Origin of the sequence: Methylobacillus arboreus (genome assembly GCF_020532725.1) — a bacterium.
GTDB lineage: Bacteria > Pseudomonadota > Gammaproteobacteria > Burkholderiales > Methylophilaceae > Methylobacillus > Methylobacillus arboreus.
The window spans coordinates 1-13,449 of record NZ_JAJAVC010000004.1; the positions used below are offsets into that span (position 1 = coordinate 1).

At 52.5% G+C, this 13,449-nt stretch carries 10 protein-coding genes, 3 tRNA genes and 1 rRNA gene; 12 read left to right on the forward strand and 2 right to left on the reverse strand.

Translation table 11 applies throughout. The features are described 5' to 3' along the window. The 8 genes from rrf to pnp form a co-directional block, all read left to right on the forward strand. Positions 1–112: ribosomal RNA gene (gene rrf, locus LG198_RS04870) — 5S ribosomal RNA — on the forward strand; the annotation flags it as partial. A 157-nt stretch (positions 113–269) separates the two neighbouring features. Next, on the forward strand, positions 270–704 hold the full coding sequence (rimP, locus tag LG198_RS04875; RefSeq protein ID WP_230342065.1) for a ribosome maturation factor RimP: 435 nt from the start codon (positions 270–272) through the stop codon (positions 702–704). Positions 705–730: 26 nt separating this feature from the next. Then, positions 731–2,197: a transcription termination factor NusA gene (nusA, locus tag LG198_RS04880; RefSeq protein WP_230342066.1), complete on the forward strand. Its 1,467-nt coding sequence runs from the start codon at positions 731–733 to the stop codon at positions 2,195–2,197. A 69-nt stretch (positions 2,198–2,266) separates the two neighbouring features. After that, complete coding sequence (infB, locus tag LG198_RS04885; protein ID WP_230342067.1) at positions 2,267–4,987, forward strand: translation initiation factor IF-2; 2,721 nt, start codon at positions 2,267–2,269, stop codon at positions 4,985–4,987. A gap of 4 nt (positions 4,988–4,991) precedes the next feature. Then, positions 4,992–5,366 (forward strand): 30S ribosome-binding factor RbfA, encoded by a 375-nt coding sequence (gene rbfA, locus LG198_RS04890; RefSeq protein ID WP_230342068.1) that lies wholly within the window; start codon positions 4,992–4,994, stop codon positions 5,364–5,366. 13 nt (positions 5,367–5,379) lie between these two features. After that, positions 5,380–6,288 carry a tRNA pseudouridine(55) synthase TruB gene (gene truB, locus LG198_RS04895; RefSeq protein ID WP_230342069.1) on the forward strand — a complete coding sequence of 303 codons (909 nt, stop codon included), beginning with the start codon at positions 5,380–5,382 and terminating at the stop codon, positions 6,286–6,288. A gap of 210 nt (positions 6,289–6,498) precedes the next feature. Continuing rightward, positions 6,499–6,768 carry a 30S ribosomal protein S15 gene (rpsO, locus tag LG198_RS04900; protein ID WP_015829110.1) on the forward strand — a complete coding sequence of 90 codons (270 nt, stop codon included), beginning with the start codon at positions 6,499–6,501 and terminating at the stop codon, positions 6,766–6,768. A 92-nt stretch (positions 6,769–6,860) separates the two neighbouring features. Further along, a complete protein-coding gene (pnp, locus tag LG198_RS04905; protein ID WP_230342070.1) occupies positions 6,861–8,990 on the forward strand; it encodes a polyribonucleotide nucleotidyltransferase in 2,130 nt (709 codons plus the stop codon). Between the two features lie 165 nt (positions 8,991–9,155). On the opposite strand, the gene dksA is transcribed toward pnp, so the two are convergent. Beyond that, positions 9,156–9,578, reverse strand: coding sequence for an RNA polymerase-binding protein DksA (gene dksA / locus LG198_RS04910; protein ID WP_230342071.1), 423 nt, complete (start codon positions 9,576–9,578; stop codon positions 9,156–9,158). A 127-nt stretch (positions 9,579–9,705) separates the two neighbouring features. Next, positions 9,706–10,575, reverse strand: coding sequence for a bifunctional methylenetetrahydrofolate dehydrogenase/methenyltetrahydrofolate cyclohydrolase FolD (gene folD / locus LG198_RS04915; protein ID WP_230342072.1), 870 nt, complete (start codon positions 10,573–10,575; stop codon positions 9,706–9,708). An 82-nt stretch (positions 10,576–10,657) separates the two neighbouring features. Here folD and LG198_RS04920 point away from each other — a divergent pair. From LG198_RS04920 to LG198_RS04935, 4 genes are all read left to right on the forward strand, one after another. Next, positions 10,658–10,734: transfer RNA gene (locus tag LG198_RS04920), tRNA-Pro, on the forward strand. Between the two features lie 31 nt (positions 10,735–10,765). Beyond that, positions 10,766–10,842, forward strand: a tRNA-Arg gene (locus LG198_RS04925). A gap of 31 nt (positions 10,843–10,873) precedes the next feature. Beyond that, positions 10,874–10,949, forward strand: a tRNA-His gene (locus tag LG198_RS04930). A 290-nt stretch (positions 10,950–11,239) separates the two neighbouring features. After that, complete coding sequence (locus LG198_RS04935) at positions 11,240–13,429, forward strand: sensor domain-containing phosphodiesterase (RefSeq protein ID WP_230342073.1); 2,190 nt, start codon at positions 11,240–11,242, stop codon at positions 13,427–13,429. Positions 13,430–13,449: the final 20 nt, after the last annotated feature.

Here is a 13,449-nt window from a genome sequence, read left to right on the forward strand (position 1 = left end):
TGGCGGCCATAGCGAATTGGAACCACCCCTTCCCATCTCGAACAGGGCCGTGAAACGATTCTGCGCCAATGATAGTATGCACCTCGCATGCGAAAGTAGGTCACCGCCAGGCTTTTATTTAACATCCAGATTTCATCTGGATGGCGACGAAGCCCTCTATATGAGGGCTTTCGTTTTTGTGTTATCAATGGCTGCTTGCTATAATAGCAATCTTGGGGATGGGCGTTGAGCCCATTTTTTATTTGTAGAATCAGGCAATAAGGTTTGCTATGCAGGATTTGAACGCATTGTTGGAAAAATCTCTGAGCCAGCTTGGGTATGAGCTGGTCGATATGGAGTTGGCCAACCGCGGCAAATTGATCCGCTTGTTTATTGATAAGCCAGAGGGCATCAATATCGACGACTGTGTCTTGGTGAGTAATCACTTAAGCAATCTGTTGGCGGTGGAGCATGATATAGATTACGACAGGCTGGAAGTATCTTCGCCCGGTCTGGATAGGGCGTTAAAGAAAGTGTCAGATTTTGTGCGTTTTTCTGGTGAACGCGCTCAGGTGAAGTTGCGTGTGCCGGTTGAAGGCAGGAAGAATTTTTTAGGCATATTGCGTGGCGTGGATCAGGAGTACCTTGTGATGGAGTGTGAAGGCGTCGAGCAGCGTGTGGCGTTTTCCAATATCGACAAGGCGAGATTGTCCCCTGAGTTCTAAGCACCAATTTTTTGGCGGAGATTGAAATGAGTCGCGAAATATTATTATTGGTCGATGCGTTGGCCCATGAGAAGAATGTGGCTAAAGCCGTTGTTTTTACGGCATTGGAGCTGGCGTTGGCCTCTGCTACCAAGAAGCGCTTTACTGAAGATGCCGATGTCCGTGTAGAAATTGACCGTGAAAATGGTGAATACAATTCTTTCCGTCGCTGGCAGGTCGTTGAGTCTGAGGTTTTAGAAAATCCGGATGCCCAAGTCGCCGTAGATGACGAGCGTGCTCAGGGATTGGCCGTGGGCGACTATATTGAAGAGCCTTTGGAGTCTGTAGAGTTTGGCCGTATTGGCGCACAAGCAGCCAAGCAGGTGATCTTGCAAAAGGTGCGTGAGGCTGAACGTGAGCAGATTTTGGATGATTTCCTCGCGCGCAAGGAGCACTTGGTAACTGGTGTCATCAAGCGTATGGAAAAAGGTAATGCGATTATCGAAGTGGGCCGGCTTGAATCCGTGCTGCCGCGGGAGCAGATGATTCCAAAGGAAAACCTGCGCGTGGGCGATCGTGTTCGTGCCTATCTTTCACGTATTGAGCGTGGTGGCCGCGGGCCGCAATTGATTCTTTCGCGCATTGCTCCAGAATTCCTGATTAAGTTGTTTGAGCTTGAGGTGCCCGAAATCGAAGAAGGCTTGCTCGAGATCAAGTCGGCAGCACGCGACCCTGGTTTGCGTTCTAAAATTGCTGTGAAGTCCAATGATCAGCGCCTGGATCCCGTCGGTACCTGTGTCGGTATGCGCGGTTCGCGTGTACAGGCAGTGACAGGGGAACTGGCGGGTGAACGTGTGGACATTGTGTTGTGGTCCATGGATCCTGCCCAGTTTGTCATCAATGCGATGGCGCCAGCTGAAGTTTCCGGTATTGTTGTGGATGAGGATGCCCACAGCATGGATGTGATTGTAGATGAAGAGCAATTGGCGCAGGCCATTGGCCGTAGCGGCCAGAATGTGCGTCTTGCATCAGAGCTAACTGGCTGGACATTGAATATCCTGACCGAGGAAGAAGCGGCCAAGAAGAACGAGGAAGAGCATAGCGGCATTCTGCAATTGTTTGTCGAGAAGTTGGATGTGGATGAAGAGGTTGCCGATATCCTGGTGCAGGAAGGGTTTAGCACCCTGGAAGAAATTGCCTATGTTCCTTTGGCTGAAATGAGCGAGATCGAGGCGTTTGACGAAGACACGATCAATGAATTACGCAAGCGTGCACGTGCAGCGTTATTGACAGAGGCCATTGCCAAGGAAGAGAAAGTGGGCGAAGCCTCTGAAGACCTGTTAGGCATGGAAGGCATGGATGAGGCGACCGCACGTACCTTGGCGAGCAAGGGCGTTGCCACGATGGATGATCTTGCTGATCTGGCCGTCGATGATCTGGTGGAACTGACCGGCATGGATGCTGACCGCGCAAAACAATTGATTATGACCGCGCGTGCGCCTTGGTTTGCTTGAGGCAGGGATTGGTCGCTATAAGGAAATGCACTGACTGATAGTGCACATGAAAGAGATTGGAGTAACAGAATGGGACAATCGAGCGTAGCACAGTTTGCCAGTGAATTAGGGCTGCCGGCTGAACTGCTTCTGGAGCAGTTAAAAGGGGCTGGTGTCAGCAAGGCAACTTATGACGACACACTCACCGAACAGGACAAGACATCCTTGCTGGAATACTTGCGCAAGGAACATGGCGCGCAGGAGCCCAAGAACAAGATTACTTTGACCCGGAAGCAGGTTACTGAAATCAAGAAGTCGGATAGCAGCGGCAAGGCGCGCACTATCCAGGTAGAGGTGCGTAAAAAGCGCGTGTTGGTGCGTCGTGATCCGGCGCTAGAGGCGGCTGAGGAAGAGTCCGCTCTGGCTGCTCCTCTTGTTGATGAGCCAATCGTTGATGCGCCGGTCGTTGAGCCCGTGCCAGAACTTGCTGTCGAGACTGTTCCTGAGCCAGAGCCTGTGGTTGTACAGGCGAAACCAGAACCGGAACCAGTAATTGAAGCTGCGCCGGAAGTGACAGAGCATACAGAGCCAGCCGCTGCTGTAGAGGAGAAGAAGCCAGCAGAGCCAGTACGCACCAAGCTGACTGCCAAGGAGCTTCTCGGCGACGAAGAGCTGGCTTTGCGTGACCGTGAAGCCAAGCGTCAGGCTGCCTTGATGGCGATTCAAGCTGAAGATCTGCGTAAAAAGCAGGAGCTGATCCAGCGTCGCCAGGAAGAAGCCAAGCGTGCGGCCGAAGCTGCGGCGAGCAAGCTCTCCGAAGGTACATTGCATAAACCTGCTGTCAAGGAAGCTCCCAAGGCGGAAGACAAGTCTGCCAAGAAACCGGGCAAGGGTAGTGCCAAGGATTGGAACGATAGCGACAGCAAAAAACGTGGTGGCGTGAAAGCGCGCGGTAATACAGGGATTGCTACCCAGGGCTGGCGTGCGCAAAAGGGCAAGTCGAAATCCAAGGGAAATGAAGCCCAGCAGCACGCATTCACCGCGCCGACAGAGCCAATCGTACATGAAGTACTGGTGCCTGAAACCATTACTGTAGGCGATCTTGCCCACAAGATGGCGGTGAAGGCTAGCGAGGTCATCAAGACCTTGATGAAGATGGGCATGATGGTGACGATCAACCAGGTGCTGGACCAGGAAACCGCGATCATTATCGTGGAGGAAATGGGACACAATGCCAAGGCCGCCGCGTCCAACGATCCGGAAACTTTCCTGGATGATGAAGAGCATGCGGAGGCCATTCAGGAGGCACGTCCTCCTGTGGTTACCGTGATGGGCCACGTTGATCACGGCAAGACTTCTCTGCTGGATTACATCCGCCGCAGCCGTGTTGCTTCCGGTGAAGCCGGTGGGATTACCCAGCATATCGGTGCTTACCATGTGGAAACACCGCGCGGTATGGTGACTTTTCTCGATACGCCAGGCCACGAAGCGTTTACTGCGATGCGTGCCCGTGGTGCCAAGGCGACTGACGTCGTGATCCTGGTGGTTGCCGCTGATGACGGTGTCATGCCGCAAACCATTGAGGCCGTGCACCATGCTAAGGCCGCTGGCGTGCCGCTGGTTGTGGCGGTTAACAAGATTGATAAGCCTGAGGCCAGCCCCGAGCGCGTCAAGCAGGAACTGGTGACGCATGAGGTCGTGCCTGAGGATTGGGGTGGCGACACCATGTTTGTCGAAGTTTCGGCCAAAACAGGGCTCGGCATCGATAACCTACTGGAAGCGGTGTTGCTGCAAGCGGAAGTGCTGGAACTGAAGGCGCCTAAGAATACCCCCGCCAAGGGCCTAGTAATTGAAGGCCGTCTGGACAAAGGTCGTGGCCCGGTATCCACTATATTGGTGCAGTCCGGTACGCTTAAGCGTGGCGACATGATTCTGGCCGGCAGTGCTTACGGCCGCGTACGCGCCATGTTGGACGAAAGCGGCAATGATGTGAAAGAGGCTGGTCCATCCATCCCGGTGGAAATTCTCGGTCTGTCCGATGTGCCTAATTCCGGTGAGGAAGTCATTGTGCTCAATGATGAGCGCAAGGCACGTGAGATTGCCTTGTTCCGTCAAGGCAAGTTCAGGGACGTCAAGCTGGCAAAGCAGCAAGCTGCGAAGCTGGAGAACATGTTCGAACAGATGGGCGAGGGCGAGGTCAAGGTACTGCCGTTGATCATCAAGTCAGACGTGCAAGGTTCTTACGAAGCCCTGGCAACTTCCCTGCAGAAATTGTCCACCGATGAAGTCAAGGTCAATATCATCCACACCGGGGTAGGCGCGATTACCGAATCTGACGTCAACCTGGCGGCGGCATCCAAGACCGTGATCATTGGTTTCAACGTGCGTGCCGATGCAGGTGCGCGCAAGCTGATTGAAAGCTCCGGTGTTGATGTGCGCTACTACACCATCATCTATGAGGCTGTGGATGAAGTGAAGGCGGCATTGGGCGGCATGTTGTCACCAGAACAGAAGGAAAACGTGATCGGCACTGTGGAAATCCGCGAAGTCTTCCGTATTTCCCGCGTTGGTGCGGTGGCTGGTTGTTATGTGCAGGATGGTGTCATCCGCCGTAACTCCAAGGTCCGTCTGATTCGTGACAACGTGGTTATTCATACCGGCGATCTGGATTCGCTCAAGCGCTTCAAGGATGACGTCAAGGAAGTTAAGTCCAACTTTGAATGCGGCTTGTCCTTGAAGAACTACAATGAAATCGAAGTCGGCGATATTCTCGAAGTATTCGAAGTGGTTGAAGTAGCGAGAACACTCTAAGCGTATGGCCAAGGAATTCTCCAGAAGCGACCGGGTGGCAGAGCAGATTCAGCGTGAACTCGCTGACCTGCTCCAGTTCGAGGTAAAAGATCCGCGCGTGGGCATGGTGACGGTAACGGAAGTCGAAGTTAGCGGTGACATGGCACACGCCAAGATCTATTACACCGCGCCAGCCGGCAGCGCGGAGTTGCAGAAAGGGCTGGAGAAGACAGCAGGTTTCTTGCGTAGCCAACTGGCCAAGCGCCTGTTGCTACGGACAGTGCCGCAATTGCATTTTGTCTATGACGCCTCGATTGATCACGGCATGCATATCGCCAAGCTGATCGACGAAGTGTTGCCGCCAGCTACGCCTGTGCAAAACGACGAATCTGCCGATTAACACGGGTGACGCTGTGCAACAATTCAGGCGAATTAAGCGCAATATCGACGGCGTGCTATTGCTGGACAAGCCATTAGGAATCTCATCCAATCAAGCCCTGCAGGTGGTCAAGCGCCTGTACCAGGCCGCAAAGGCCGGCCATACCGGCAGCCTTGACCCGTTGGCAAGCGGCTTGTTGCCTATTTGCCTGGGCGAAGCCACCAAGTTTTCCCATTTCTTATTAGATGCTGACAAAAGTTACCGGGCATTGGTGACGCTGGGCAGCACAACAACGACGGGTGATGCCGAGGGTGAGGTGCTGGAGCGATTGCCGGTCACGACGACGCTAGAAGAATTGGAAGCCGCCCTCAAAAAGATGGTGGGCGATATCTTGCAGGTGCCTCCCATGTATTCTGCCTTGAAACATGGAGGTAAAGCGCTGTATGAGTATGCCCGGGATGGTGTGGAAATTGCCCGGGAGCCTAGGCCGGTCACCATACATGCGATTACGCTTGAACGGTTTGATGGTGAGCAGTTTGAGATGGTGGTGTCATGCAGCAAAGGCACCTATATACGGACGTTGGCAGAAGACATTGGCAAGTCGCTGGGGTGTGGCGCCCATCTGGGTGGTTTGCGGCGCCTGACGACGGCTCATTTCAATCTGCAGGATGCGGTCACGATCGAGCAACTAGATCAGATGTCGCTGGAGCAGCGTGACGAAGTTTTGCTGGGCGCGGATGCTGCGATTGAGGATTTGCCTCAGGTCATTATTGATGCCGATAGCACTTTTTATTTATTGCGTGGCCAGGAAGTGTGGAAGTCAGGTTTAAGCATTGACGGATTGTTCAGGCTTTACTCTGCACAGGGCGTTTTCCTAGGCATTGGCGAACAAACTTCCCGTGGCTCTATTGCACCCAAGCGTTTGCTTCGTCAGGCAGGTTAGTGACAGCAATTGAAAGTTTGATTGAGTGATCGCTTTCGCTATTCACTGTTGGCTTTTTAGTGGCTCCAAGTATGTCAATACTGGTTTATTGAACTTATACCTAAATGGGGTTATAATTAAAAGTTGATTGTAAATGAATGCTCTAGCGGGCTTGATGTAACCTGCATTTGCATTGACGCAAAACACATCTCACAACATTAGGATTAAGTTATGGCAATTACAGTTCAAGAAACAGCAAAGATTGTTGCTGATTTCCAACAAGCTCCAAACGATACAGGCAGCCCAGAAGTTCAAGTTGCACTTCTTAGTGCTCGCATTACCTATTTAACTGAGCATTTCAAAAGCAATGCCAAGGATCACCATTCCCGTCGTGGTCTGCTGAAGTTGGTAAGTCAGCGCCGCAAGCTGCTGGACTACCTTAAGCGCAAGAATGCCGATCGCTATCGTACATTGATCGAACGCTTGGGTCTGCGTAAGTAATAATCGCGCACTTGTGAATTCATAGGATAAGCCGAAAGCAGAGCGGAGACGCAATGCTTGTCGGCTTATTTTTTTATTAAAGGACAAATATTGTGACGGCAATCAAGAAAACGATTCCCTATGGTCAGCATGAGCTGACTCTCGAAACCGGAGAAATTGCACGCCAGGCTGATGGCGCTGTCGTGGTGAGCTACGGCGATACCGTAGTGTTGGTGACTGTGGTTGGCAAGCGAGAAGTCAAGGCCGGCCAGGATTTCTTCCCGCTGACTGTTGATTACCAGGAGCGTACTTACGCTGCCGGTAAGATTCCTGGTGGCTTTTTCAAGCGCGAAGGCCGTCCTTCTGAGAAGGAAACACTGACTTCCCGCCTGATCGACCGCCCGCTGCGTCCGCTATTCCCGGAAGCATTTTTGAACGAAGTGCAGATTGTTGCGACTGTGCTGTCGTCGGATAGCGAAATCGATTCTGATATTCCAGCAATCATTGGCGCTTCTGCTGCACTGGCTGTTTCCGGTATTCCATTCTATGGCCCTATCGGCGCTGCCCGTGTTGGCTATATCAATGGCGAGTACGTACTCAACCCGATTGCCAGCCAACTGAAAGAAACCGAGCTGGACCTAGTGGTGGCTGCGACTGACAGCGCTGTGCTCATGGTGGAATCTGAAGCCAAGGAACTGCCGGAAGATGTCATGCTGGGTGCCGTGGTCTATGGCCATGAGCAAATGCAGGCCGTCATCAATGCGATTAATGAGTTGGCGGCTGAAGTGGGTAACGAGCCATGGGATTGGGCTCCACCTGAAGAAAATACTGCCTTGATCGAGAAGGTAACAGCTGCTGCTGGTGATGATATCAATGCGGCCTACCAGATCAAGTCCAAGGGCGCGCGTTCTGCCAAGCTGGATGAGGTAAAGAGCCGTGTGCTGGCTGAGTTGGCCACTGAGGAAACTTCCAGTGCTGAAGCTGGCGAAATCAAGAATATTCTCCACAATCTGGAAGCCAAGATTGTACGTACCCAGATCCTGAATGGCGAACCCCGTATTGATGGCCGTGATACCCGCACTGTGCGCCCTATCAGCATCCGTACTGGCGTGTTGCCGCGTACTCACGGTTCGGCATTGTTCACCCGTGGTGAAACTCAGGCTCTTGTGGTTGCGACTTTGGGTACCGGTCGTGATGAGCAGATCATTGATGCGCTGCAAGGTGAATATACTGACCGCTTCATGCTGCATTACAACATGCCTCCCTATGCAACCGGTGAGACTGGCCGTGTCGGTACGCCAAAGCGCCGTGAAATCGGCCATGGCCGTTTGGCCAAGCGTGCTCTGCTGGCTGTATTGCCTAGCCAGGAAGAGTTCGGTTATACCATCCGCGTCGTCTCGGAAATTACTGAATCCAACGGTTCCAGTTCCATGGCATCTGTCTGTGGCGGCTGCCTGTCTTTGTTGGATGCAGGCGTGCCAGTCAAGGCGCATGTTGCGGGTATCGCAATGGGCCTGATCAAGGAAGGCAACCGCGTTGCTGTCCTGACCGACATCCTGGGCGATGAAGATCACTTGGGCGATATGGACTTCAAAGTGGCGGGTACTGAAACCGGTATTACTGCCTTGCAAATGGATATCAAGATCACTGGCATCACGGCAGAAATCATGCAGGTTGCATTGTCACAAGCCAAGGAAGGCCGCTTGCATATTCTGGGTCTGATGAAAGATGCACTGAGCGAAACCCGCCAGGAACTGTCTGCATTCGCACCGCGCATCATTACCATGAAGATCAATCCAGAGAAGATTCGTGATGTGATCGGCAAGGGTGGCGCAGTGATTCGCGCCCTGACGGAAGAAACCGGTACGACCATCGATATCGAAGAAGATGGCACAATTAAGATCGGTTGCACCAGCGCAGAAGCCGGGGAAGAAGCCAAGAAGCGTATTGAAGCGATTACCGTTGAGGTTGAAGTCGGGCAGGTATACGAAGGTACCGTAATCAAGCTGCTTGATTTTGGTGCGATTGTGACCCTGTTGCCAGGCAAGGACGGTTTGCTGCATATCTCCCAGATCGCGCATCAACGTGTCAATGCGGTCAGTGATTTCCTCAAGGAAGGCCAGGTCGTCAAGGTCAAGGTGCTGGAAGTGGACGACAAGGGTCGTGTTCGCTTGAGTGCCAAGGCGCTGATTGAACAGCCTGCTGCGGAAGAAAAAGCGGCAGAGCCTGCAGCTTCCGAATAACGGGATGCTTGATCAGTAGTAAATAAAAAGGCCGGATATCATCCGGCCTTTTTATTTGTATTAAACTGTGAAACTTGATCTGGCGACTGTTAGCAAATTTTGCTTATGCCAAGAGGGCCAGCCAATATCACCGGGAATATTGGCTGAATTAGGGTAGCAGCAATCTTACTTGGCGACTTGTTTTTCGCGGATTTCGTCCAGCGTTTTGCAATCAATGCACAGCGTTGCTGTTGGGCGTGCTTCCAGCCGTTTAAGGCCAATCTCTACACCGCAACCATTGCAATAGCCGTAGTCGCCTTCGTTAATCTTGGACAGGGTCTCGTCAATCTTCTTGATCAGCTTGCGTTCGCGGTCACGGTTGCGTAACTCCAGTGCCATGTCGGACTCCTGGCTGGCCCTGTCGTTGGGGTCGGCAAACATCGTGACTTCATCCTGCATGGTATGAACCGTGCGATCAATGTCATGACTTAGCTCTGCTTTCCAGTCGTTCAAAATCTTCCGGAAATGATTGAGCTGCTTTTCATTCATGTATTCCTCATTAGCCTTGGGCTGGTAAGGAACAAATTGTCGTGTAATTGCTTCAGCCATGTGCGCCTTGAAGTTAATTTTTGATTAACAGAAAAATAAAGCAGGCGCAAGTGTACACTGAATAATTCAGTGATGCAAAAGCCTTGTGCTGCAAGGCCGGAACTGGCGAATGGGTCCGGATGGCAACTTAAGCCGGAATCAGGCTGGACTCGCGCAATTCCAGCGCCGTCAGTGTGTTCTGCATCAAGGTGGCAACTGTCATTGGCCCCACGCCGCCGGGCACTGGCGTGATCCACCCAGCGCGTTCCTTGGCAGTTGCAAACTCCACATCACCGCACAAGCTGCCGTCTGCAAGGCGATTGATCCCGATATCGATCACAACGGCACCAGGCTTGATCCATTCGCCCTTGACCAGGTGAGGCTTGCCGGCAGCTGCAACCACGATATCCGCACGTTCGATATGAGACTGCAGACTCTTGGTGTGGCGGTGGCAACTGGTGACGGTACAGCCTGCGAGCAGTAGTTCCAGCGCCATGGGACGGCCCACATGGTTAGAAACGCCGACCACTACCGCATCAAGACCAAGCAACTTGATGCCTGTGGACTGCAGGAGCTTGATGACGCCATAAGGTGTGCAGGAGCGCAAGGTGGGCTGGCGCACGGCCAGCCTGCCGATATTGTATGCATGGAAGCCATCGACATCCTTGGACGCGCTGATGGTTTCTATGATCTTTTTTTCTTCTATATGCGCCGGAAAGGGCGATTGTACGAGAATGCCATCCACTTCATCATCATGGTTGAGTTTGTCGATCAATGCCAACAATTCAGCCTCGCTGGTGCTGGCAGGCAGGTCATAGGCCAGCGAGCGGATACCGGTTTTTTCGCAGGCCAGTCTTTTGTTGCGCACGTAGATCGCAGAGGCGGGATCTGCGCCAAGCAGGATCACGGCCAGGGTTGGCGCACGCAGTCCTTTTGCCAGCCTTTTGTCTATTAAGGACTTTGTTTCCGTCAGCGTGGTTTCTGCAATGGCTTTTCCGTTGATGATTTGGGCGGTCATGACAAAGGTTTTCAAAAATAATGCGACATTTTAGCAGAATCAGTTTGACCTTCCCTCTAGAGTGCGCTATATTTCTCGCCCTCGGGGTGTAGCGTAGCCTGGTAGCGCGCCTGGTTTGGGACCAGGATGTCGGGAGTTCGAATCTCTCCACCCCGACCAATTTCGTAGTATGTCTAGATTGCCCGACAATCTGCCCGTAGCTCAACCGGATAGAGCACCAGCCTTCTAAGCTGGGGGTTACAGGTTCGATTCCTGTCGGGCAGGCCATTACACTGGTTGTTATAATCCGGTTTTAATGGTGGCTGTAGCTCAGTTGGTAGAGCCCTGGATTGTGATTCCAGTTGTCGTGGGTTCGAGCCCCATCAGCCACCCCAATTCTTTTCCTAATAATTCAAGCTGCTAGGTCAATCTCGCTTGGATTATGCATCTTAATAAAACTCCTTTTTACTTCATGTTGTCCTTTGGGTAACCACCTGATGACATTCCGTCATGTGGTTCTTACGCGCGACAAGCGCGGATACTAAATCCATATCAGGGGAGTGTTGAATCATATAAACAATGGCAATTCACATTGTCCGTTGTAAATTTTCATTTTATGATATTCATCCAGAATTAAATTTCAGTTAAACGGCTTTGTCTCCCTACTGCCTATAGGAAATTTCTGATGAAATGTCCGATGATCCCGCCAGATGAAAACCAACGTTTAAAAGCGTTGGCTGCATATGGATTAGGGCAGGACAGGCCACTTCCAGCACTTGATCCGGTAGTGCAAATTGCGGCGCGCATGTTCAATGTGCCCGTCGCGGCAATCAACATGATTGGCAGTGATCATGTGTTCTTTGCTGCCAGTGTCGGCGTGGGTACGGTGGATATGGGGCGGGATGTTTCCTTTTGTGCCCATGCCATTAATCAAACCAATGTGATGGTGGTGCCCGATTCCCATCTGGATGAACGGTTTTACGATAATCCATTGGTTATTGGACCTGCCAACTTGCGGTTTTATGCAGGTGTTCCATTAACTTCGCCTGATGGTTATGCCCTTGGGGCCTTGTGTGTTATTGACGGACAGCCCAGGGAGTTCTCCGAAGAAGACTGCGAGCGTTTGCGCGAGCTTGCCAAAATGGCGGTAGACCGCCTCGAATTGCGCCGCCTGGAAATCTCGACAGAACAATCCCGCCGCCCGTTCGAGGAGTTTGCACGTAATTCACCCACAGCGGTTGTCTGGTTTGATGCCCACCGCAAGATCGTGACCTGGAACCAGGCTGCTGCGGCATTGCATGGTTATCGTCTCGATGAAGGAGAGAGTCTGCTTGTTGACCAACTGATCCCGGAGCGGGAGCATCCTATTTTCCATCAATTAATCGCGCAAGCGGTTACCACAGGCACATTCGACGGCATATCCATGCCGGAAAACGTTCATGGCCTTCGCAAGGATGGGACTGAGTTCGAGTTGGGACTGTCCCTGTTTTGCTGGCAAGAGCATGGCCAACTCATTTTCAATGCGCATTTGCATGACATCACCGCAAAAAAGCGCGAAGAAGAAGAGTTGCACCGATTGGCCACCACTGACCTGCTCACCGGCCTGGCAAATCGCGGACGCTTTTATCGCGAAGTGGAGCATGCCTTAGTGGCTGCCAGGCCTATCGCTGTTTTGATGCTGGATCTCGATGGGTTCAAGGATGTCAATGACACGCTGGGGCATGCCGTGGGAGACAGCATTCTCTGCGAAGTAGCCCGTAGGCTGGAGGATGGTCTCGGGAAATCCGGATTAGCGGCTCGCATTGGAGGCGATGAGTTCGCGTTGCTAATCCATCCAATGGATGACCTCGCCCAGGCACAATCCATTGCACAAACCTTGATTAATAGCCTTGCCAAGTCCATCGTGATTGACCATCACGAGATTCGCATCACTGCCAGCTGCGGCGTAGCGCTAGCACCGCAACATGCACAAGAGGCCCTGGAATTGATCGGCAATGCAGACCTGGCCTTGTTCCATGCCAAGCGACTGGGCGGAGCACAATCCTTTGTCTTTGTACAAGCCCTCCGCATGGAAGCAGTGGCGCGCCATCTCTATGGTTTGGAGTTGCATCGTGCGGTACATGAGGGCGAACTCGTGCTTTTCTACCAACCACAAGTCCGATTGTCCGATGGTGTGCTGGCAGGAGCCGAGGCGCTCATCCGTTGGCGCCATCCAGAACGCGGGCTGCTATCGCCAGCTGCTTTCCTGCCAGCACTGGAAAATGGACCACTGGCTGCAACGGTGGGGGACTGGGTACTGGATGAGGCTTGCGCCCAGGTTGCGCAATGGAGAAGATACGGGCTGAAAGATTTTAGGATGGGGGTCAACCTGTTCGGGGCACAGTTCCGGGTGGATGACCTGGCTGCGAAAGTCATCTCCACGCTTGAGCGGCATGGATTGCCAGCGTCTGCGCTGGAATTGGAAATCACAGAAAATATCGTGCTTGAGCATGATGAGGTGGCACTCGAATCCCTACGGCGTTTGCGGGAGGCTGGCGTCGGAGTCGCCTTTGATGACTTTGGCACAGGATACGCATCCCTGAGCTTGCTCAAGCACTATCCTCTAAGCCGGATCAAGATTGATCGTTCCTTTGTCCAGGGGATGCTTGAGTCTCAACAGGATAAAACTGTCATCAACGCAGTGATTGATATGGCAAATGCATATTCGCTGGAGACGATCGCAGAAGGGATTGAAACTACGGAACAGCAAATGGCATTGCTTGAAATTGGATGCTCCGAAGGCCAGGGATATTTGTTTTCTCGACCTTTGCCTGCGGCCGAGTTTGCAGATATGTTTGGCGTGGCATACTCGCCCAGGCGATCGCGAAGAGCCTAGATCAGCAGTCGCAGCAAAAT

Excerpts from the sequence above, each read along its gene's own strand:
- LG198_RS04935 (WP_230342073.1), top strand. The coding sequence starts at position 11,240 with ATGAAATGTCCGATGATCCCGCCAGATGAAAACCAACGTTTAAAAGCG.
- rpsO (WP_015829110.1), top strand. The coding sequence starts at position 6,499 with ATGGCAATTACAGTTCAAGAAACAGCAAAGATTGTTGCTGATTTCCAA.
- rimP (WP_230342065.1), top strand. The coding sequence starts at position 270 with ATGCAGGATTTGAACGCATTGTTGGAAAAATCTCTGAGCCAGCTTGGG.
- rbfA (WP_230342068.1), top strand. The coding sequence starts at position 4,992 with ATGGCCAAGGAATTCTCCAGAAGCGACCGGGTGGCAGAGCAGATTCAG.
- dksA (WP_230342071.1), bottom strand. The coding sequence starts at position 9,578 with ATGGCTGAAGCAATTACACGACAATTTGTTCCTTACCAGCCCAAGGCT.
- folD (WP_230342072.1), bottom strand. The coding sequence starts at position 10,575 with ATGACCGCCCAAATCATCAACGGAAAAGCCATTGCAGAAACCACGCTG.
- infB (WP_230342067.1), top strand. The coding sequence starts at position 2,267 with ATGGGACAATCGAGCGTAGCACAGTTTGCCAGTGAATTAGGGCTGCCG.
- nusA (WP_230342066.1), top strand. The coding sequence starts at position 731 with ATGAGTCGCGAAATATTATTATTGGTCGATGCGTTGGCCCATGAGAAG.